14 protein-coding genes are annotated in these 22,148 nt (G+C 39.2%); 6 read left to right on the forward strand and 8 right to left on the reverse strand.

All coding sequences use genetic code 11. The annotated features are described in order from the left end of the window. Positions 1-19: 19 nt before the first annotated feature. A complete protein-coding gene (locus AACM45_RS13870; RefSeq protein WP_339143423.1) occupies positions 20-751 on the reverse strand; it encodes an alpha/beta hydrolase-fold protein in 732 nt (243 codons plus the stop codon). 493 nt (positions 752-1,244) lie between these two features. Here AACM45_RS13870 and AACM45_RS13875 point away from each other — a divergent pair, with 493 nt between their 5' ends. From AACM45_RS13875 to AACM45_RS13895, 5 genes are all read left to right on the forward strand, one after another. After that, a complete protein-coding gene (locus tag AACM45_RS13875) occupies positions 1,245-2,426 on the forward strand; it encodes a helix-turn-helix domain-containing protein (RefSeq protein WP_339143425.1) in 1,182 nt (393 codons plus the stop codon). Positions 2,427-2,499: 73 nt separating this feature from the next. Further along, positions 2,500-4,623 carry a serine hydrolase domain-containing protein gene (locus AACM45_RS13880; protein WP_339143426.1) on the forward strand — a complete coding sequence of 708 codons (2,124 nt, stop codon included), beginning with the start codon at positions 2,500-2,502 and terminating at the stop codon, positions 4,621-4,623. A 252-nt stretch (positions 4,624-4,875) separates the two neighbouring features. Next, positions 4,876-5,811 carry a hypothetical protein gene (locus tag AACM45_RS13885; protein WP_339143428.1) on the forward strand — a complete coding sequence of 312 codons (936 nt, stop codon included), beginning with the start codon at positions 4,876-4,878 and terminating at the stop codon, positions 5,809-5,811. 253 nt (positions 5,812-6,064) lie between these two features. Next, positions 6,065-8,038, forward strand: a complete 1,974-nt coding sequence (locus AACM45_RS13890) for a tetratricopeptide repeat-containing sensor histidine kinase (RefSeq protein WP_339143429.1) — start codon at positions 6,065-6,067, stop codon at positions 8,036-8,038. A gap of 14 nt (positions 8,039-8,052) precedes the next feature. Next, positions 8,053-9,435, forward strand: a complete 1,383-nt coding sequence (locus tag AACM45_RS13895; protein ID WP_339143430.1) for an alpha-L-fucosidase — start codon at positions 8,053-8,055, stop codon at positions 9,433-9,435. A 136-nt stretch (positions 9,436-9,571) separates the two neighbouring features. Here AACM45_RS13895 and AACM45_RS13900 read toward each other — a convergent pair whose 3' ends face one another. Beyond that, entirely contained in the window at positions 9,572-9,799 is a 228-nt protein-coding gene (locus tag AACM45_RS13900; protein ID WP_339143432.1) for a hypothetical protein, read from the reverse strand. A 212-nt stretch (positions 9,800-10,011) separates the two neighbouring features. Here AACM45_RS13900 and AACM45_RS13905 point away from each other — a divergent pair, with 212 nt between their 5' ends. Then, positions 10,012-10,497 carry a hypothetical protein gene (locus AACM45_RS13905; RefSeq protein WP_339143434.1) on the forward strand — a complete coding sequence of 162 codons (486 nt, stop codon included), beginning with the start codon at positions 10,012-10,014 and terminating at the stop codon, positions 10,495-10,497. 9 nt (positions 10,498-10,506) lie between these two features. On the opposite strand, the gene AACM45_RS13910 is transcribed toward AACM45_RS13905, so the two are convergent. The 6 genes from AACM45_RS13910 to AACM45_RS13935 all read right to left on the reverse strand — a co-directional run bounded on the left by AACM45_RS13910 (position 10,507) and on the right by AACM45_RS13935 (position 22,135). Beyond that, complete coding sequence (locus AACM45_RS13910) at positions 10,507-11,118, reverse strand: hypothetical protein (RefSeq protein WP_339143435.1); 612 nt, start codon at positions 11,116-11,118, stop codon at positions 10,507-10,509. Between the two features lie 387 nt (positions 11,119-11,505). Beyond that, positions 11,506-13,878: an MFS transporter gene (locus tag AACM45_RS13915; RefSeq protein ID WP_339143436.1), complete on the reverse strand. Its 2,373-nt coding sequence runs from the start codon at positions 13,876-13,878 to the stop codon at positions 11,506-11,508. 102 nt (positions 13,879-13,980) lie between these two features. Continuing rightward, the gene (locus AACM45_RS13920; RefSeq protein WP_339143437.1) at positions 13,981-15,261 is read right to left on the reverse strand and encodes a glycosyl hydrolase family 17; all 1,281 of its coding nucleotides are present in this window, start codon (positions 15,259-15,261) and stop codon (positions 13,981-13,983) included. Positions 15,262-15,274: 13 nt separating this feature from the next. Further along, the gene (locus tag AACM45_RS13925) at positions 15,275-18,682 is read right to left on the reverse strand and encodes a hypothetical protein (RefSeq protein ID WP_339143438.1); all 3,408 of its coding nucleotides are present in this window, start codon (positions 18,680-18,682) and stop codon (positions 15,275-15,277) included. Positions 18,683-19,085: 403 nt separating this feature from the next. Beyond that, positions 19,086-21,275 carry a PKD domain-containing protein gene (locus tag AACM45_RS13930; RefSeq protein WP_339143439.1) on the reverse strand — a complete coding sequence of 730 codons (2,190 nt, stop codon included), beginning with the start codon at positions 21,273-21,275 and terminating at the stop codon, positions 19,086-19,088. 11 nt (positions 21,276-21,286) lie between these two features. Further along, on the reverse strand, positions 21,287-22,135 hold the full coding sequence (locus tag AACM45_RS13935; RefSeq protein ID WP_339143441.1) for a glycoside hydrolase family 16 protein: 849 nt from the start codon (positions 22,133-22,135) through the stop codon (positions 21,287-21,289). Positions 22,136-22,148: the final 13 nt, after the last annotated feature.

A 22,148-nucleotide genomic window follows, 5' to 3' on the forward strand; every position in this document is an offset into this window, starting at 1 on the left:
TTGTTTTACCTTTAAACCCTTATTCTTTATGTGACAAAAAGTTTAAGGCAACACCGATTTGATCGATCCAGTTGTCAAAGTCATGACCTCCACTTGTTTGGTACAATTTTATTTTGTCAGTTTTAGTACTATACGCCTCATTGAGTATATTGACATATTCTTCCGCATCATTGATACCAGAAGAAATGAATAGCCTAAAGTCTTTCTGGTTACTTGTTAGTATTTTGTTCGAAAGTGTGCCGCAGGGACCAATATATGGTGATAACATGGCAAAATTCTTAATACTGTCGGTCTGTGTAGAAAAATAAGCGGCATTCATACCTCCATAAGAAACACCTAGAAGATTTCTATTTTCAGATGTAAATGTGTTATCAATGCTTGATTCTACCTGTGGGAGCAATTCTTCTTCAAAAAACCTCACATAATCGGAATTACAAAAAAAATATTCATCTCGAAAATCTTTACTCGATTGCTGATCAATTGTGCTCACGAAGGCAAAAAAGCCATGGGGAATTTCATTTTTTTTTGTCAATTCGGTAATTCTCTTAATTACCCCATTCTGAATCATCTTTTTACCGTCTGTAATATAGGTAATGGACCTATTTTCGGTGGGATCTCCGTTTTGATAAAGGAATACGTCAACACTCCTATTTAAAATCGAGCTTTTTATTCTTAGGGAATCGTACTGGGAAAAAGTCGTCGTAGTGCTTAAAATAATTGTAAGAACCATCATTGTAATTCTTGTAGCCATTATTGATTTCATTTGGTTGTGCGGTTAAAAATATTGGGGTATCCCAATAATATAGTTTCTATATTCTTTAATAAAGTGGGTTGTCAATCTCTATAACCCCTAGGCGTTAAACTTTAAATCAGCTTGCAAAAATTTTGCCTCGGCAAACAAAAAATAAACCATCAATCAAGGAACCAAACCCATGCCAAACACTTAAATCATTGAAAATCAATTTTCTGAAATTTATTGTTTTAAAAAAGATGTAAAATTCTTATACAGTACTGTTCAATTTTGTGACAGTTGACCATATTCTCCATATAAGCCGTCGGACGAAATACGAAACCCTTATGAAAGCTACCCTAAAACCCAACGTATTGTCTAAGCTAGAATAGCTATTGTAATCTTATAGAAGATCTGTAATATTGGTTGAGCCCAATCTTAAGTTATTTTACAAGTTCAAAAAAAACAATACTTTTAAAAGCGTCAATCAAAATCTTTTAATCTTAATCAATTGATGGATTTTCCTTTTAGTTTCGGACAAAAGAGTTCACTATTACTTATTTTCTTTTTTCACCTTATCGTCTTTTCATTGTTATTGCTGGTCAAAGGTATCATCCACGGTAAAAAATCCGTTAAATGGCTTAGTTTGTTATTGTTCTTGTCTGCTATGTACATTACCCCCTATATGCTGGGGTATGCGAATTGGTATAGCCAAAAAATCACTCGGGAAATCCTTTTCTTCATTCCATTTATGCAGGTTTTATTAATTGGTCCTGTAGTATATTTTTACACACAGAGTCTGCTCAATACGACCTTTCAACTAACCAAAAAAGATTGGATTCATTTTTTACCTTTCATTCTTTATTCCTTTTATTCCCTAATCGTTTTTATTACCGATAAATTTATATTCCATGAATACTATTTTTACGCCAATGGACGCGACAAAGATTTAGCAACATGGTACCAAATCGCCGGTTTACTATCAATGAGTATCTACTTAATACTTAGTTTACGGTACTATGCGAATTATAAAAAATTGATATTTGACACGGTCAGTTACGCTGAAACAATTTTATTCAGATGGATAAGAAGCTTTATGGTGGCATTTTTGGGAATTTTGATTTTGCGGTTATTGTTTTTTATACTGAATCCTGACTGGGGGGAGTTTGGCAGTCAATTTTGGCATTACATTTTATTCTCTCTAGTATTTTATTACATCTCTATAAATGGTTATGCCAATGCTATTAAATCCACCTTTTTTACAGAACGAAAAAATGGGGAAATCAATGTTCTCGTTCAAGAAAAAGAAAAATCAAAGGGAGTTATACAAGACACTGCAATAGAAAAGGATATTGATGTTTGGAAAGTAAAACTAGCGGATTTGATTACCAACAAACGCCTCTATGAGAATCCTCGATTAACCCTGCAAGACGTGGCCAACGAATTACGGACCACTACCAAAATCATCTCTTCAGTGGTGAATAAGGGCTTTCAGATGAACTTTAATGATTTTATCAACCACTATAGAATTCAAGCCGTCAAAGCTAAAATAAAAGCAAAAGAACATGATAGTTCAACACTGTTGGGTATTGCTTTAGATTCAGGCTTCAATAGTAAAGCGACTTTTAACCGGGCATTTAAAAAAGGTACAGGCCTTTCCCCAAAAGACTACATTGAAAATTCAGTTTCAAAATAAGTCTCAAATCAAGATTTGAAGCGCAAAACAGTAATGATAATTGGATTTTTACCCCACAATTCAATTGATCATCATGAAAACAGCAATCTTTTTAGTTTCCCTTTTTGTTACTTTGACCATATGTGCCCAGTCGGTTACTTCCTTAGAAATTGAAAAAATAGTTACCAAGGCAATTGGCGAAAAAGACCCAAGTTTATTCGTAGGTGTCGTAAAAAACGGTATGGTCAGCTATTCCGGTGTTCGCGGGTTAGCAAATTTACAACATCAGGTAAAAGCGAATTCAGCTTCAAGTTCGAACATTGCTTCAGTGGCAAAACAGTTTACAGCGCTATGTATCTTAAAGCTAAGTCTAGAAAACAAGCTAAGCCTTGAGGATGATATTCGTGAATACCTACCAAAACTATACCCCAACATTACCGATTCAATTAAGATAAGGCATCTTCTAAATCACTCAAGTGGTATAAGGGATTATGCCGATTTAATGAGTTTACAACAAAACCCTTGGTGGCGGCAAGAGGGATTGGATAACCATGATGTGATAACACTTATAGAAAAACAGAATGACCTCAACTTCACTCCGGGTTCAGAATATCTGTATAGTAACACAAATTATACCTTATTGACCAAGGTCGTAGCCGTTGTTTCCGGAGTGTCTTTTCACGACTATTCGAAACGATTATTTGTAGAACTAGGATTGAAAAATACGCGGTTTTTAAAAAATTATATGGCGGTCATACCCAATCAAGTACTACCATACTCCGATTGGGGCGATGGTATATGGCGACAATATCCTATGCTTACAAATCTACACGGAGACGGTTTCTTGTTCACAACCCTTGAAGACCAGCTAATATTCGAGAAAGCCATTCAAAATGCCGAACAAACGAATAATCAACTGTTGCTACAAAGTCAAAAAGAAATTCCAAATAGCGAGATTGCTACTTATGGATTTGGATTGGAACTTACCGATCGATTAAATCGAAAAGCTGTTCACCATTCTGGAAGCACAGGTTCATACCATGCACAAACCATTCGATTTCCTGAAGAAAAGCTGAGCGTATTCGTTATGAGCAGTAATAGTCGAATCTGGAGCGGTTCAATCGCTGACAAGATCGCTTCTAAAATACAATCTAACACCCAAGAGGTAAAGAAAGACGATTATTTATCTCAAATACCTAAAATCGAGGCTATTGATTCAAATAAACTCCCAGGATTTTATAAAACTAGCAAAGGTAAAATCGTTCGAATCATAGAAAAGCAAGGCATGCTTTATTACCAGGTTGATAATAACAATCCCTTTAAGCTTATTAAAGAAACTACGGGTTATTATGCCTTTGAATCTTCGCCAGACATCAAGATTGTTTTTACCCAAACGGGGGATACAGCAAAGCTTTTACTTTATAGACCCGGAACCGAGCCAAGAATCCATACCAAATTGCCCGAAGCGCAATTGCAAGGTCATCAGCTAGACGCATTTATTGGGCAATATCAAAATGAAGAGTTGAATATTTCATTTGAAATAACAAAAGAAGATGACGCTATTTTTATTAATCGAAAGAAGTACAAAAGGCCTCAAAAAGTTGAGATACTCACTCCATACGACTTCTTAGTCTCTGACTATAAGTTGGTGATAAAGCGTGATATTTTTAATCGGGTCAATGAAATCTTACTAACCACGAATCGCTTAAAAAATGTTCGGTTTACAAAAAAAACAAATCTCATATTTCAACCTAAAATCAACTTAGAAAACACCTCAATACAGGTCACTACAATACCATCAAAGAAACAAGGTTCAACCATACTGTTGACCAAAAATTACAAAAATGGCAATGAAATCTGGACCAGACAATTTGGAGGAAAGTCTTATGACAAGGCCAGTTCGCTTATTAAAACTGAAGATGAGGGCTATTTAATCATTGGGGCTACCAGTTCCTTTGGAAAAGGAAACTATGACGTCTATGTTATAAAAGTTGATAGTGAGGGTAGGGAACAATGGAATACGGTATCCGGGTATGCCTATAACGATTATGGTTATACCGCTGAGCAAACCGACTCAGGTTTCCTTATTAAAGGTACGACCCAAAAATGCGACTCCAATTCAAATATCGCCGATGCAAACTGTGAAACCTATACATGGTTTATAGAGCTAGACGAAAAAGGGAAGGAAATCAAAAACAAAATCCTTAAAAAGTTCTAATAAACCGACGTATCAAGTAAACTACCTCTGGGCAAGTCCGCGAGGCATTCATAGGAAACAAACATTTGATTTCGAGGCAAGCCTCGGAGTATTATACCCTTTGGCGGTGCCAATAAAAACCTGGATTTTTTATTTTGGGTGGTAGTATTTGAATTTTCATACACCATCACCGCAATATTATTGGTTGCAACTATTTTCTAAGTAAAGGGATACTCTTGCGACTTAGATAAGGTAAAAGTGTACGATTAGAAAATGCGATATCCGATTATTATGCTACTTGCGATTGGCCTTGCCCTACAGGGCTGTCGCACGGTAGATTTGAGAACCCCTTATTTAAAAGAAAACTTAACCTATGATAGCCATGAATTGGAAACCAAGGGCACTGGACTCTTAGAAACCTCATGGAAATTACAGGGCATGGATAGGCTAATGTCACATAGCTCCATTCAATTCGTTGGTCACGAAGCTTGGCGATCATTAATAGGAAAGTTGGGGAACCCATGGCGGCTGAACAATGAATTGCTCCAATTCGAATATGCAATCAATACGTTCGATGGCAGGGTCACCGTCTTATCAGGTCGAAAAACGGGAACATATTTCGGACTCCAATCATGGCAATATTATGAAGGTAATGAAAGAACACCGCCTGATTTCAACGTAAAGAAAGATAAAAAAAAAGCTTTTGCCATACCCACTTTCCATTATTTGACCGAGTTGCCCAATCGATTAAAAAACGCGCCCTTAAAACTTTATGCAGGCACCACAACGGTATTAGGCAAAGACTATGAAATGGTATTGGTCACCTGGGGGACAAACAGTGAACCCACAAAGGCCCATGACCAATATCTTGTCTATATCAGCAAAGAAACCGGCCTTATGGAACTGGTCTCGTACTCGGCCCATGAGGGCTATTTACCTGGTAGGCATTCTTTTTATGGCAGTATTCGATACAGTGATTTTAAAAAGGTGGAAGGTATTTTGATTCCCATGAAACATGAGACCCTATTCGGTAAGATCAAAAAGAACAAAAAACCCATTCATACCCTTGAGATTAAATCATTTCTTTTCGATGGGGTGGCGAACGAGGTGCTCTATCCTAAAAAAGATCTTTATAAGACAACTGATGAAAAACCAAAGAAGTCCATTTCAAAATCCTCAGGCAACAAGTATGAAATTTTTAAACAGTGATTTGTTAAAAACTACCTTTAAACTTAGTGGTGATTGTCACAATACCAATCTGAGATAGGTTTTGTCTGATAAAACTGGCCACTTAATCTTTTACCGTATGATACCCCATATTTTTATATTTTTATAAAAATCAAGATGAGCCACCTATTTGTCAAATAGTACCAATGCATAAAGTAAGACCTGTTTTATCAGGTTGAAAAAACGATGGAACTACGCTAGGCAATTAATCTTACATAATATCAAAGGCACACTTATGAACTATAGGATTGCTCTTTATTTTTTCGCATTAACATGCTTGTTAAGTAGTACTATTAAGGGGCAGCGTAAAAGTTCAGACAACCTTCCTCTAGATTCGTTACGCTTACAATTTGAACAAGCAAAAAATGACGAAGACCGTTATCGCTCCTTATGGGACCTAACCTTCAGGTATGTAATCGTAAATGCGGATTCCGGTGTTTTTTATGGAAAGAAATATTTAAGTCTGGCCGAAAATAATAATGACCAATTGGAAACAGCCAATGCCAACCAACGTCTTGGCGTAGCATACTGGTTTTCAGGAGATGTTCCAAAGGCCTTCGACCTTTTAAACAAAGCACTTGATACTTATATTGAATTAAACGATAAAAAGAACATTGCAAAATGCTATATCAACCTAGGCAATCTAAACTATGTAAAAAAGAACTATAACAAGTCATTGCAACTTTCTTTAAAGGCATTGGATATACAAGAAAAGATAGTTCCCACTGATACCATGGTACTTGCAAGTCTTAGAATCAATCTTGCGGCATCCTTCCAGAAAACCGGAAAATATGGGCTATGCCACGAGCAATTGGACAAGGTACTTGTTTTGATAGGTGATACATCAGATAGGTTAAAAGTAAAAGTATTGGTCAATAAGTACCAAATAAGTAAGCTTGAAGAAAACCACGAAGAAGCATTGGATTATATGAACAAAGCCTTGCTTATTGCAAAAAGTTCTGTGGACCGCTTGGTAGAATCGGATATCCATATTGACATGGGCAACCTTTACTTACAACTAGAACAATATGAAGCGGCAATGACCAATTTTGAAAAAGCTTACCAAATAATAGAAAATAGTGGGCACCAAAGAAGCAAAATGGCCGTCAGCCAACAAATTGGTTGGGTTTACTTTATGCGTAACGATTTTAGGACAGCTAAAAAATTCTTTTTAGAGGCCAATAGGGTGGCAGAAGAATATGACATGTTAGATGGAAAACGCTCTACTTACGAATCATTGGCACAGGTAGATTCTGCCCTAGGTAACTTTTACAAAGCTTACGAATTCAAATCACTCGCCTATACGATAAGGGATTCGATCTTCAATATCGATAAGGCAAGGGAATTGGAAGAGCTTACCGCAAATTTTGAACTTGATAAAAAAAATGAGGAGATTTCGTTGCTGACCGCAGAGAAAAATATCAAGAGCCTAGAAGCCAAGCAGCAGCGCAATTTAAAAATAGGCTTGTTGATAGGTACGATTTTATTGGCCATTTCACTAGGGATGCTTTACAACCGTTTTTTATTGAAGAAAAAAGCGGTTGAAATCATAGAAGAACAGAAAAAGGCCATTACCCTAAAGAATACCGAAAACGAGTTATTGATAAAAGAGACCCACCATAGGGTAAAAAACAACCTACAAATAATCTCAAGCCTTTTGAACACCAAGACCGTAGAGGGAAATAAAAGGGTAAACGAAGTTTTGTTAGATAGTCAGAATAAAATCAAAACGATGGCCCTAATACATCAAAACCTCTATAATTCCGATAATTTCGTAAAAGTCCATACTTCCAACTACTTTAAAGACCTTATTGAACATGTCAAAAATTCCAACAATGAACCCCACAACAAGACTGTAACCTTTAATATGGATATTGATGATAGTGAAATTAAAATGGACCTTGCCGTACCACTAGGGCTTATTTTGAACGAATTGATAACCAATTCCTATAAATATGCGTTTAAAGTAAATCAAAAAGAAAATCTGATAACTATAAAGTTCAAAAAGACCAGCAAGATGAATAGCTACAACCTAGAAATCTATGATAACGGCAACGGGCTTCCGAAAAATTTTGATATCGATAAATTAAGCTCTTTTGGACTACAAATGGTTAAAGGATTGGTGAGACAACTCAATGGGGAAATACAATTTCGTAATGGCAGCGGTGCAGGGTTTAATATTTATGTAGAGGACACGGCCGCGGCATGAAAAAACAAAAACAAATGAAAAAATCAGTTAGTGTACTTATAATTTTCATGGCAATTGGTTTGGCTGCAGTTCAAGCCCAGCTTAGTGGTGGCGGAGACCTCAATCCTGATTTAAAAGCCCCAAAAGAGGCTCAAGAAAGGTTCATGGACCTTCGCATAGGTTTGAGTGTCCATTGGGGGCCTTCGTGCCTCGGAGGGAAGGAAATAAGTTGGTCTCGTGGGGATAGCATTGCGACTGAAATTTACGATAACTATTACAAGCAGTTCAATCCCATCAATTTTGATGCCGATGAATGGGCCTCCCTCATGAAACGTTGGGGAATAAAATATATGGCCCCAACCGGAAAACATCATGACAGCTTTACATTATGGTTTTCAGATTATACCGAATACGACATGGAAAATGCCAAACTTCCTATAGATTTAATGAAAGAATGGGCAAGGGTCTGTAAAGAAAACAACATTGCTTTTGGTAGCTATTATTCAAACCTTGATTGGTACCACCCTGATTGGTCACCTAACGAACATGGTGGCCCTGGCCAACTATTTAAAACCTATCCTGATAGCCCGAATATGGAGCGATATCTTAAGTTTATGGAAGGTCAGGTTTTAGAATTAATCACCCAATATGGTGTGGAGTTCATCCAATTTGATGGGGAATGGGATGATACCTACACCCATGAAATCGGAGCTGAACTCTACCGTAAATTTAGAGAAGCGGACCCAGATGTACTACTAAGCACGAGAATTGACAAAGGGCGGACTTTTTCAAAGAACCACATTGACATTGACGGTCAAAAATATGCCGGTGACTACCAAGAACGGGAACGGGTGGTAGGTGAGGGAAATGAGGTTTTTGCCTGGGCAGACCATCCTTGGCAAGCATGGGTCACTATTGATAAGGGGCAATGGTCGTATCGCAAGAATACCGAACTCATGACCATTGACGAGCTTTTATTGGATATGCTAAGTGCGTTAGGTAACAATGGAAATTACATGATCAACCTCGGGCCAAGACCAGACGGCACTTTTGAACCCGATCAAATAGCTTTAATGGACCAACTGGGCGAATGGTTACATCAACATGCAAATGCCATATACGGCACTAGGGGTGGTCCATATTACCCCTTTGAACATGGTGTCAGCACTCGAAGAAAGAACAAGGCTTGGCTCTTCGTTATAAAACCCAATACCCAAAAAATAGAATTGGCCCAATTAAAACAAGGTTTACAGGGGGCTACGATATTTGGAACCAATCAAACCGTACCCTTTAAGAAAACCGAGGCGGGTACTCTGGTTTTTGATTTAACGGTCTTGGAACCCAATCAAACAGTCAGCGTTATTGAACTTTCTTATGCGGAAGATATAGGGATGGAAGCAAAAAATCAAGGAAAATAGTAGTTGGTATTATCTCCATTTTTTGTGGCATTAGATAACCCCAAGATATTGATTCATTATGTCATGTTGGTCACCGAAGACTAAAAAGCCCACTACAACAATGTAATGGGCTCTGCTAATGTTCAAAACTTAAGTTTTACACCAACGGAGTACCCTTCAAACGTTTTTCGATTTTCTTTTTCTTTTCGGTAAGACGCTTCATGATATCCATCAAATTGGAATCTTTTGTCTTTTTATATATTTCATTAATATCTAAAATAAGCTGTTTTGCCTCTCTCGAAGCGGCAACCCTGTCACTTGTAGACATGTGGCTTAAGGTTCTATTCTCAAACTCAGTTGCTTTTGCCAATAAATCTGCGGTCATTTTTTATTTTAATTTAAAAACTAAATACTATTTAAAACTATTCTTATCATTATTAAACTTTATGGGTAAATCGACGCTCTCAATACCCGAGGTTTTCCCTTTACTTTTAAAACCAAACAAGTTCAACAGAATGATTTTTCGAATATAAAGAAATAACCTCGAACTAATTTCCCAAATTAAACTTAAAACTTTAAATTCATAAAAAAATTGATATGAGATTCCAGTATTTGTTTTTTGGCCTGTTTGTTCTTTTTATGGTTTCATGTTCTGATGATGATGGTGATGGAGGCGGTGAAAGTACGGGGGTCGAGTTCGCCGGTTCATGGCAAATAACCGCAATCACCGTTAGTTCGGCCATAGATATCAACAATGATGGGGTTACTTCCACCAATCTTTTGGATGAGGCCGATTGTCTTATGGGTACGTTACAATTGAATTCTGATTTTACCTTTACGGCCAGTACCGTAACTATTGAACTATTGACTGCGATTACTGGAAATCTATATGCCCTTACCTGTTCCGACCTTCAAAACACAAATGGCAATTGGGGGGTTCAGGCCGGACAGCTTTTTTTGGTTTCAGGTACCTCTAGACCCTTTACGATAAGTGGAACAAACCAACTTACCGAGTTACTTGGCAATGATTTGCCAGGTATTCAAAGTGTAGTATATACCAGATTGGATCCGGTTACGCAATAGTATTCAAAATCAGTTTATGCTATCTTTTTTTATTTCAGTGGGCTTGGACTGTAAGAACAAATCGTTGGGCATAACATCATTCTCCTTTATCTTTCGTTCCATTTCGAAAATGACCCTTTGAAATTCTTCCCTAGAGACATAATCGTCATTTCTAAAGAAAGGTTTTAGTAAGCTGAATAAAGTAAAGACGAAACTTAGAATTACGGCGCTTAGCAGACTTAAAAGTAGAAAACGTTCTTTCTTGTTTTCAGTTTTTACCGTATTACCGGGTGTGACCTTACTAGAAAAAGACAATTTGCGATTATCTGCCAACTGTGTCAAAAACACGTCCCATTTTTCTTCCTCTTGAATATAAAGGTTTTTGAAACCACTTTCATCAAGAAAATCTTTGGTAAGGGCGGTTGCGGAAAGCATAAAAATTTTGGAACCATTCCCACTCATGATGTCCAAGAGTGCTGAATCGTATTCCATGATCTCATAAACAAGTTTTTCGACAAATTGAAGACTATAATTTGGCTTTAAAAATTCATCATAGAGCAAGTGAAGCTGAAAATAATCATCACGTTCTGAAGCATACTCTAAAAATTTATCCTTTAATTCAGCCTTGAAGAATTCACTCATTCGTAATCGCGGTGGTTAGATACCTCATAAGTTTCGTCAAAAATAAACCAAACCCACATTATTTGGAGCTATTTTTTTTGATTCCATCCCATAAAAGTGCAACATGTTCCCGTAAAAAATAGTTTTAGAAATCAATCTTAAAAACCAAAGGAAGGAAATTTCAAATTTTCATTTTATCGTACTGTCTTTATTACGCACCGAAATTACCTTCAGTAATGACTTTCCATTACCCTTCGAAAGACACGAATTAAGTGTTACCGATATCCCCATTTAGCCCCTCCAATCCGGTTTTTAACGACATATATCATAGTATCCACCTTGAAACCATGGTGTCTTTTAGTGAACCATTTTCACCTTGCTCGCCTTTTTCACCCACTGTGAGGCAAACTACTGATATTTGAAGTCCTCATTGGCATCCCATAAGCCCCATGAAGTACCTGCCCAACCCTCGAAATGTATTTTCCAAGATTCATCAAAAGAAGAGAAATAGAACACATCGACCTTTTCTTGCGCTGCCCACAGTTGTGTTTTTATAAAATACTGCAATACGTTTTCTTCAGAAGGAACTGCCGCACCAACGACTTCTCCCCTACTTGGCCAGCCAGTTTCAGTTATGATTACCCTTTTGCCCTGCGCTGCCCTCAATGTGCTGCGGTACATTTCTTGAAGGTGAAAACCAGAAGTTCGAATATCGGCTCCTTCCCAAAATGGATAGCAGTTGGCTAGTATGATATCACATTCGGCAGTCAAGTGTGGCCTATTTGCAAATTCATAGTAAGAATCTACGTAACCAACAGGAACATATTTTGCTTCTTTCTTGACCTCTCGAATATATTCAATGATGACTTCATCATTCAGTTCTCCCCTATAAAGCACTTCATTCCCTACGGCCGCAATATCAACTAAGTTGTTTTTCATCAGGGTTATCAGCGCTTCAATTTCAGCTTTGTTTTCTTCCAAATCATTGCTCAACCAAGCACCGACCAAGGTTTTAAGTCCCATTTCCTTGGCAATTTTAGGGATACTCCCATGCCCATTGGTACAAGAAAAAATGCGTATCCATTGTGTGTGGGGTTTTAAGATTTTAAGTCGCTCCCTAATCTGCGTTTCAGTTATGGGGTCGCCAGGTTCTTGGCCCAACTTATAAGCACTAAAACAGATGCCTGACATTCCTTTATTGAAAACGGTTTGGAATTCCGTCTTGAGAGCTTTCGGGGGCATGCTTGTAAAATCAACTTTGGTGGTGAAAAAATCAGGGTGTTTTACGTTGAAATCAGCTTCCGTAACTTCTTCAAAATTGACGTTCGAAAGCAATCCCGTTTGTTGATACCCAGAACCTTTCATACCTTTTCGCTCTTCCAATGCCTCGCTTATCTCGTTTGCCCTTTCTTCAGTTAAATCATAGTTCCACATCACGTAGATGGCTATCAACGTACCAATAATCGGGAAACCGGAATAAAATATCCTCAATCCTAAAACCGCTCCTTCGGGTTGTGTGGCTAAATCAGGGTTAAATCCAACGGCGGACATGATGACACCGGTCAATCCCCCTGCTATTGCAAATCCAAATTTTACCATCCACCAATAAATCGCCCCAAATACCCCTTCCCTGCGCTGCCCCGTATTCAGCTCATCTAAATCGATAACATCCGCGGTCATCGACATCATTAAGGTAAAGAGGCTTCCGATACCAAAAGAAAAGAAGGGTAATGCGAACAAGAACATATAAGGCTTTCCGGGAATGAACAAAAACCAGAGCATAATATAGCCGATTATGGAGATGGCCTGGGAAATTATGAAGGCCTTCTTTTTCCCCATCTTTTTGGACATTGCCGTAATAATTGGAATTACTATAAAAGTGGTGGCCAAAGCCCCAACGCTACCAAAAAGTGTTGGCCAAAGTCCGGCCGCTCCGGCATCGCCACCAAAAAGATAATACACCACAATAAAAAACGAGAAACTGGCAATGGTATAGAACGTATTGTAAATCAAAAATGTAGCTATGCATAGCTGTCCAAAAGGTTTGGATCGGAATGCTTCTTTGAATCCTTTTCCAATTTCCTTTAAACTGCCGCCGATATTTTTGATGGTCAACGGTGAATAATCGGCATTGATCGTTGATTCGCTTTTTATGAAAATCGCGGGGACCATCGCAAACAACATACAGCCAATACCTACCCAAATAGAAAGCTCCCTTGTCGCGATTTCCGCTGACGCAAACCAGCTCTCATCATACATAATGACCCAAAACCAAGGGGCAATCACCCATGCCCATTGTCCTATCCATTGTGCAATGGCCATAATATCAGTGCGTTCGTGAAAGTCATTGCTCATCTCATAGCCCATGGCCACATAAGGAACGCCAAAAATGGTAATACCCAAATAGAACACAAATGACCATAATAAGAAATATGTAAAATTATAGTCTAAACCGTTTTCACGATATAATTGCCACATGATCACAAATGAAATTCCCATAAGAAGTGCGCCGATAAAAACGTACTGTCTTCGCCTACCCCATTTTGACTTTGTATTGTCTGAAATAAACCCCATTACAGGGTCGGTGAAGCAATCAAATATTCTTGGCAAGAAAAATAGTATTCCCCACATCCAACCAGGAAAACCCAGATCTTGCACCAGCACTACCATGAATATGCCCAATATGGCAGGAAACATTTGATTGGCCAACATACCAATACCGAAAGCGATTTTTTGCCCAAAAGGGACCCTGTTCTTTGAAAGTGTTTTTGTTTGACTCATAGTTTTTTGATTTGTGGGTGGTACTTTAGGTTATGATAATTTTGTTGGTCTATTTTTGTTATTCGAGTTCACCTATGTTCAAAAATGCTTTTTACTTAAAGTTCATTCATGTTTGTAAGGTGGCACCAATACTTCTTTCATTAATGCTTCTTTATCGCCGTTGAATGTTTTTGTGATAGGTTTACCGTTTCGGTTGAGGCCCTCAAAGAGCCCCTTGTCGACCAAATGCCAAAGCGCGAATTTTGCCTCACTCCTTAAGTTTATCAATCCAAAATGATTTTCAGAACCCAAAGGGTTGGCAGCGTCTTTCCATTGTTCATCAAACCCTTCAAAATAAAAGCATGAAATACCCTCGGCATTGGTCCAATCCCTCATATGCCCATAATATAATGCCTCTTTATATTCGTCCGTTGCTTTTGAGCCCTCAGCGCCATAATGCCGATTAGAGGTCGTCGCCCATCCTGTCTCTCCAATATGAATTGGTTTATCAATACCCAAACTTTTCATATAATTAGAAACCCCTTTATATTGCGACATGGCATATTCTTTGGCCCTCAGCATTGCAGCTTCTATCTTTTCAATATCCGAAATGTCTTTTTCTGATTCTGGAATTCCCCAAAACTGAGGATTATAATGGGTATCATGCATGGGGTAGGTATGAATTGAAATGAAATCTACAGCGGCAATCAACTTATTCAAATCTTCAACATGATACCCACCATCACCGCCTCCCCACGAAGCGAAATTATCAGAACTGGTCACCCAAAGGTCTTTAGATAATTTTCCCGATTGTTTTAAATCTTGCAAGTGGTTGACCCATTTTAAGATTATCCCAGGTTGTACGTAATAACTTGTGGCCCATTTTACCATGGCCTCATTACCTACCGCAATAATCTTAACGATGTCTGGGTATTTATTGGCCAATCGAACCGTTTCTTCTATTTCAGTGGCATTGCGCCTACTTTCTTGGTTGTGGTCAGGTTCTAGATCCGTCCATGCATTTTTACAATCTATCCAAGCACCCAGCATTACATACATTTCAAAATCAGGGTCTTCTTTTTTCAGTTCACGTATGGCCTTCAATACGTTAGCTGCATGCGGAAAATGTACTTTGTAAGTACGTAAAATTTTGATTCCCATCGCGGCTAGAATCCTCATATCTTCTTTAAGCTCTGAAATGGTTGGCTCAATACCATGATCGACATGACGGTAGCCCCCATAAGAAATTGCCAAATAATCAGGATTACCTAAAATTTCTTTTGCTGTTCTATTGATTTCTTGCCTCACTGAAATGGTCTTACTTTCTGATTTAGTGGTATTTTTACATGAAAAAACTATGATGAATAATATGATACAATTCATTATTCTATGGAAGTTCTTCATGATCATATGCTTATTATCGCATTTTATTTTTTGTAAGGGCAACCTCAATCTTTTGTATTTCACCCGTTCTTTTAAACACCATAGTGCTTACGGTACGATCCAGCACCAACCCTTCAAATTCCAGGGAAGAACCATTATCTAAAAAAACGGTCATGCACTCATGCCCTGAAATTTTATAGATTATCGGTATTTGACAATAGGTAAAACCCAAAGAACCTTTTTCTAACTGCTGTCTCTCGAATTTTCCGTGAGTAGTCACATACTCAAAAGTCGATGACTCTTTTAAAAACTCTTTTTCTTGTAATAGGGAAGGCGCAAAATTTAATTTACCATCGTCCACAAAAACACCAAGTTCACCAAACCTACTCAAGATATCTTCCTTGACCTGCCCTGTCATTCCCGGTTGCTGGGCCCCTTTACCCGCTGGTGTATGCGAATAGGGGTCTATAGGGAAGGCTCCATACAGCTCAGGGGATTTATGCACCCCTATTCCTGCATTTATCTCATAGTAATGTTCTAGAAGCCTTCCTATAATTTCTTCATTCCCATTGGTTTCCATGGCTTTTAAACTTGTCTCCTGAACCGCGAGTAACAACTTCGATACCATGTGCCAATAAATTGACCCTAAACCCTCATAACCATAAAAAGTACCCGATCGGCCTGTAAATGCCTTATGATTGAACACTTCTTCAAAAGCCGTTAATAGTTGATCTCGCTCTTTGGCGACCAAATCTTGGTAAGTGGCATCAAGATTTTCAAGGGCATTCGCCAAACTATTTGCATTGTTGAAATCACCATTAAAATGATAGGCACCGTTAACATCTTGTTCGATGACCTGGGTATTCCCCTCTTTTAACAAGCGCTTTAGAAGACCCGAATTTTTGACCACACTTTGCGGAATGGTATTACGCGCTATAAAATGTGGTAATTCCTTATTTGGGTAAAGCAAATAACTATACTGGTCATCTCGAAACAGTTTGCTATTTTTCATACTGTCTAAAACGGCAAGACTTTCTTTTGCAGACAAGTAACCAGAGCTAAGAACGGCTACTTGGCCCTCCAACATTTCACTTAGGTGTGAAATGGAAACCTCTTGATCATTACGAACCGTCATTAAATTATAGGCATGGAATAATCCATCGGGCCTTTTATTGATTGCAATTGATTGATTTAGAACCGCTATACCAAGTTTTGCAAATTCTAGAATATCCTCTTTTTTTACGGCGGCCTTTTTGCCTGAAAATCCATTTTCATAAATAAAGGAACGGTAATCGCCAGCAGCAGTTCCTAAATCATCCATTATCCTTTTTCGTTCCTTATCTGAAAAACCTTTTTGAGCTAATTGGCTGCAAGAATCAAATGCTCGCAAGACCTGATCAAAAAGTACTTTCAAATCATTGGACAATCGTATAGCCTCCATATTACTACCAGCCAATAATCCTTTAAAAAAAACAAAGAACCTTCTCATGTAATACAAGGTCACCATCGATACCCCGTTACCGACAAGGGCATTGTTGGCATCGTTCCATTCAGGTCTTTGGGTATTCATCCAAATTCCACCTTCTGGGATAAGGTTGGCACATTTTGCCAATAGGGTGGCCAACAGTTTCTCAATTAGATTGACTTTGTAAATTTCATTTTGGGCATTGGTCAGAAGTGCACCATCTGAACCAAGTTGAGCTCTTTTTTTACAAATTGCCCTATTCAACCCGTCATCAAATTCGATAGTATCTTTTGGGTCTTTTAAAATTGATTGATACCCTTTGATAGTGTAGGGTACATTGGCATACACGAAGATATCTTCAGTGAAGTACCGTTCTAAAAGTTTTGGATAGTGATTCTCTGAGAACTCCAAAAACTTCAATAAGTAAATAATTTGATGATCACCCCAATACCCGATATAAGACCATGGGTCGTCTGGCTCGATAGTCTCCCAATCAAAACCGTCTTTTGTAACCCTGTAAGGGTTATACCCGTCAAATGTAGTGGCATTTAAAAATTTAAAAATCATGCCTTTGATAAACTCCGGATAAGAATGTGCCAAAGCTTCCCAATTTTGAAAGATATCACGCCAGTTACCCTCATAATCCAATATTTTCTTGCCGTCTTCGGTAGTGGTATTTATCGAAAATCGGTTCCACGGCCGACTTGGGTCACCGTGCCTTCTACTAAACTTCAATGGCAAATATTCCAAACATAGCCTGCTAAAGTCTTTGTCATCACTATCGGAAGCAATTTTTTGTAGCTCATCATAAGTAAACCTATCAGACAAGTTTTCCAATGTCTTCTTATTGGCTGTAAAAACATTTGTATTCGCTTTGCGGATGTAGGTTACGAAATCGTCTTTTTCAACGCTATAATTGGCATCAAAAATTCCACCACGCATTATATTGAACATTACATTCGCGTAATGCCTTGTATTGCTTCTTTTATCAGCTGTCAATTGCTTGCCATCCGCAGCATTGGTAAGTTTCAATAAATTATGGGTGCCTATTGCCACATCATCAAAAACCTCAGACCATAATTTTTTATTCGATTTCAGCTGCTCTGATAGGCTAATCACCTTGGCAGTACTCTTGTTCACATCAGCGACGATAGCCCATTCTCTTTCTTGTCTTGGACCCAGGTTCAAATTGGTCACGACAAAATATGCCCCTTTCTCTGCTTTTACATCAACCTCTTGAACCACTGATAGCCCTTTTCTAAATTTATCGAGCTGTAGGGATGATAGTAAGATCATAGCCGTATCAAGACCAATAGACCAAACGACATTGGCTTTCAAGGCTTCACTTGGCTCTGCTTTGTCAACAATAATGGCACTAAGGGCAAAAATCCCTAATCGGGAACCTTGTAATAGTTCACTTCGTTTGTAAGCGTCGACCAGATTGCTACTCGCTTGCTGGGTGCTTACACCTACCCCATAGGGCATAATGTTTTGAATACCATCCAAAACTTTCACGGCAACACTTGCTTCTGAAGTATTGGTTAGCTTACTTTTTCTAACAAAACCAAAACGATTGCTGGAACTCCATTGATATTGAAATTTCAGACCAAAATCATGATTGATTTCCTCAAAGATGATCTTATTACCATACTCATTTTTATAAAGGTTTCTGGTGGTATTGAATACCCCTGTATATCTATTCGAAAATGGTTCCCAGATTACGTTCTTCCCATTACTATCAGCAACTTGAACTATTGTTTTACTGCCGGTGGTATCATATGATTCAGTAATCTTATCATCGGTATAATAGGGAAATATAGCATTGTCCCTATCTTTTCTGCCCGCGCTCAGCCCTCCATTACTTGAAATGAACATCCAATGATTCGAATCACTAACTATGCTCATAAAAAAAGGTCTTAAAGAATCGTTGTTCTCTATTTTATAGTACCCCTCATTTCCGATTTGAACGTAATCCATTCAATTTTTTTTAACTATTTAAACTTTATGATCAATTGATACTGACCTAGGTTTCTTCTATTCGCCCTTCTTTCTTTCCTTTGGTTTTTAATGACGAACCTATAAATCGAAACGACGGTTGGCAGTGAAAAACGCAGCGTTGATTTTAAAAGTTATCGTCGGTCCTAGGGTCATTAATTCCCAAGAAAAGACAGAGGTAACCAAAAAACACTCAATGCAACGATTAGGCTAATCAAAATGGTATAAGCCCTGTTCATTTGAACCGTATTTGTCGTCTTTTCCATGTTCCTTCTTAAATTGCCACTAAGACCATATCAGTTATCTTTTTTCATCTTTCACCAAGAAAAAAGACGGTAATATACTTTCGTGGGCCTCCTTTTCTGCCGCATCATCGTTCTCCATTTTATTCAAGGATTATATTGTCGATGTAATAGGTTTCCGAAGTGGTTGTTGGGTCATTTGCCGGGTCAAAATCAGGAATGATGACTATAGCATTGTATATATTCGGATTAAAGCCTGCGTCCCCATTAGTGACCGGCCCAAAATCAAAAGTCAACTCAACCCATTCGTTTGCATTGACCACCGTTTGGTCTATACTAAAATTAGGACCGTCGGGCCTTGTTTGTAACTCAAACCGAACGACTACATTTGGTTTCGTGGAATAAATCTGTACCCGAAATGTTCTAGCCGTAGTCAAATCCAACGGAGTGGCAAAAACATTTTCCATACCCCCGAAAAATTCCGTCCCTTCAGGTTTATTGAAAGTATAAATGTTAGGTGAGGTATTGATTCCACCTGCGACAACATTTGCGGTAATGGAACCGTTAACGCTTGCTGGTTCGAAAACAGCACTGAATTCTTCCCCATTTTCAAAATCGGCAGGTAAAGAAGATAGTGCCGTAACTCCGCTACCTGAACCACCACTGGTATCTTCAATTAGGGATACGTTGTCGATTACAACGGTGCCCACATCGGCACCCATATCAAAGAGCACACGACTGTCCGCACCTCCAAAATCGTTCGCGGCAAGTTGTAGGGTAAATGTCTGTGTCTCCGTTGTCAGGTTAACCTCAGGGGCCGTATTTGTGAAAGGTTCCACGTTCAGCCCTATCCCCGCGAGCATCGTTCGTGCCTGATCGGATGAGGCATCAAAAGTCAAAATATAATTTGTTCCCTGCGTGATTTCCACCACTTGACTCAAGTTCACGGCAAAAGGTTGCCCTGCCGTTTGAACATCGGCAAAGTTAAAACTGTTGCCACCATCGGTCTGGACGTTCAACGCATTGCCAATCCATGGGTCGCCACCGTTCTCAAAGTCACCGTTGGTCAACAGACCCGAGTCGAAGCCTCCTCCGCCCCCATTGGTATCACTGCCGTCCCCGCCTTCTACCAAGGATACGTTGTCGATCACAACGGTACCAACATCGGCGCCCATATCAAAGAGCACACGACTGTCCGCACCTCCAAAACCATTCGCGGCAAGCTGTAGGGTAAATGTCTGTGTCTCCGTTGTCAGGTTAACCTCAGGGGCCGTATTTGTGAAAGGTTCCACGTTCAGCCCTATCCCCGCGAGCATCGTTCGTGCCTGATCGGATGAGGCATCAAAAGTCAAAATATAATTTGTTCCCTGCGTGATTTCCACCACTTGACTCAAGTTCACGGCAAAAGGTTGCCCTGCCGTTTGAACATCGGCAAAGTTAAAACTGTTGCCACCATCGGTCTGGACGTTCAACGCATTGCCAATCCATGGGTCGCCACCGTTCTCAAAGTCACCGTTGGTCAACAGACCCGAGTCGAAGCCTCCTCCTCCCCCATTGGTATCACTGCCATCACCGCCTTCAACCAGAGAAACGTTATCGATAACCACCATGCCTATTTCAGCCCCCATATCAAAGAGCACACGACTATTCGCCCCACCGAAATCGGCAGCGGAAAGTTGCAGTGTGAATGTTTGTGTCTCCGTTGTCAGGTTAACCTCAGGGGCCGTATTTGTGAAAGGGGCTTCATTTAGCCCTATCCCTGCGAGTATTGAACGAGCGACACTGGCAGAAGCGTCAAAGGTTAAAATGTAATTGGTGCCTTGGGTTAATTCGACCACCTGGCTTAAATTCACATCAAAAGGGTTTCCGGCAACCTCTACGTTGACCGAGTTGAAGCTATTGTCTTCTTCCGTAACGATATTAAGTCCTCCACCAATCCATGGTTCAGTCCCATTTTCAAAATCGCCGTTGGTCAATAAACCTGCATCAAAACCAGGATCTGGATCCGCTACCTGTACGATAATTTCATCTTCAAAAGTAGCTGAAGCCCCAGCAACATTTGAAGCTTCCAGGGTTACTGTAAAGGTTCCGTTGCTAAAGGTGAAAATTGGATTCACTTCCGTAGAAGTCGCTCCGTTTCCAAAATCCCATTCAAAGGCGGTCGCTTCCTCAGATATATTAATAAAGGTTACGGTACCTGTCTCCATGTTTTGGGTAAAGGTAAATCCCGCTACTACCTGAGGTAGGTTATCGTCATCATCATCGCATCCAAAAAAAGATATGGCCAACAGCAGTGTGAGAATGAGTTTTAACTTTTTTGTCAATTCTTTCATCTTAGCTAGTTTTAGTTCGTATTTGTATTTTCATGAACCCTCACGTAGTCTATCAACATGGTTTGGGGAAAAACCGTTTCTTCACTGGGTGCACCTACAAAAGTTCCCCCGACAGCAACATTTATCAATATGAAGAAAGGTTTGTCAAAAACCCAAGGACCGGTAACGTCTTCGGGTGTAATTTGATTATAAAGCATATCATCTACATAAAAGTTGACGAATTCAGGACCCCATTCTATGCCGAATATGTGAAAGCCGGTATCAAATCTGTCATTCTCTAAATTGAACTCTTTAGAAATTGCTGCTCCGGCAGAATAGCCCGGTCCGTGTACGCTTCCTAATATTTTGGTAGGCTCTTGCCCTCGGTATTCCATAATATCGATTTCACCTGCCGCTGGCCAAGGGTTTTCATCAATGTCTGCCCCGAGCATCCAAAAGGCAGGCCAAATTCCTTGACCGAAGGGCAACCGAATTCGAGCTTCAAAGCGACCATACCGTTGCTCGAACAGATCTTTGGTCAATAACCTCGCCGAAGTGTACGATGCGCCTTCAAATGGTTCTTCTTTCGCAGTAATCAATAGAACCCCATTTTGAACAGTTACATTATCAGTACGATCGGTGTAGTACTGCAGTTCTTGGTTTCCCCAGCCATCGCCATTGGGCCCAGTGCCAATATCATAATCCCAAACTTCAGGATTGGGAATACCATCGGTATCAAACTCTTCGGCCAAGACAAGATTAGTCGTGAACATAGCAACGGTCTGTTCATCATCGGTCTCGCAACCATAGCAGCTTAATAATAACAGAAAGGTCAAAAATAAGATCCTTCTTTCGCTAATGTGCCGTATGGAATTTTTCATCTTTTTCTTGGTT

It is taken from the genome of Croceitalea sp. MTPC5 (assembly GCF_036985505.1).
Taxonomy (GTDB): Bacteria; Bacteroidota; Bacteroidia; order Flavobacteriales; family Flavobacteriaceae; genus Croceitalea.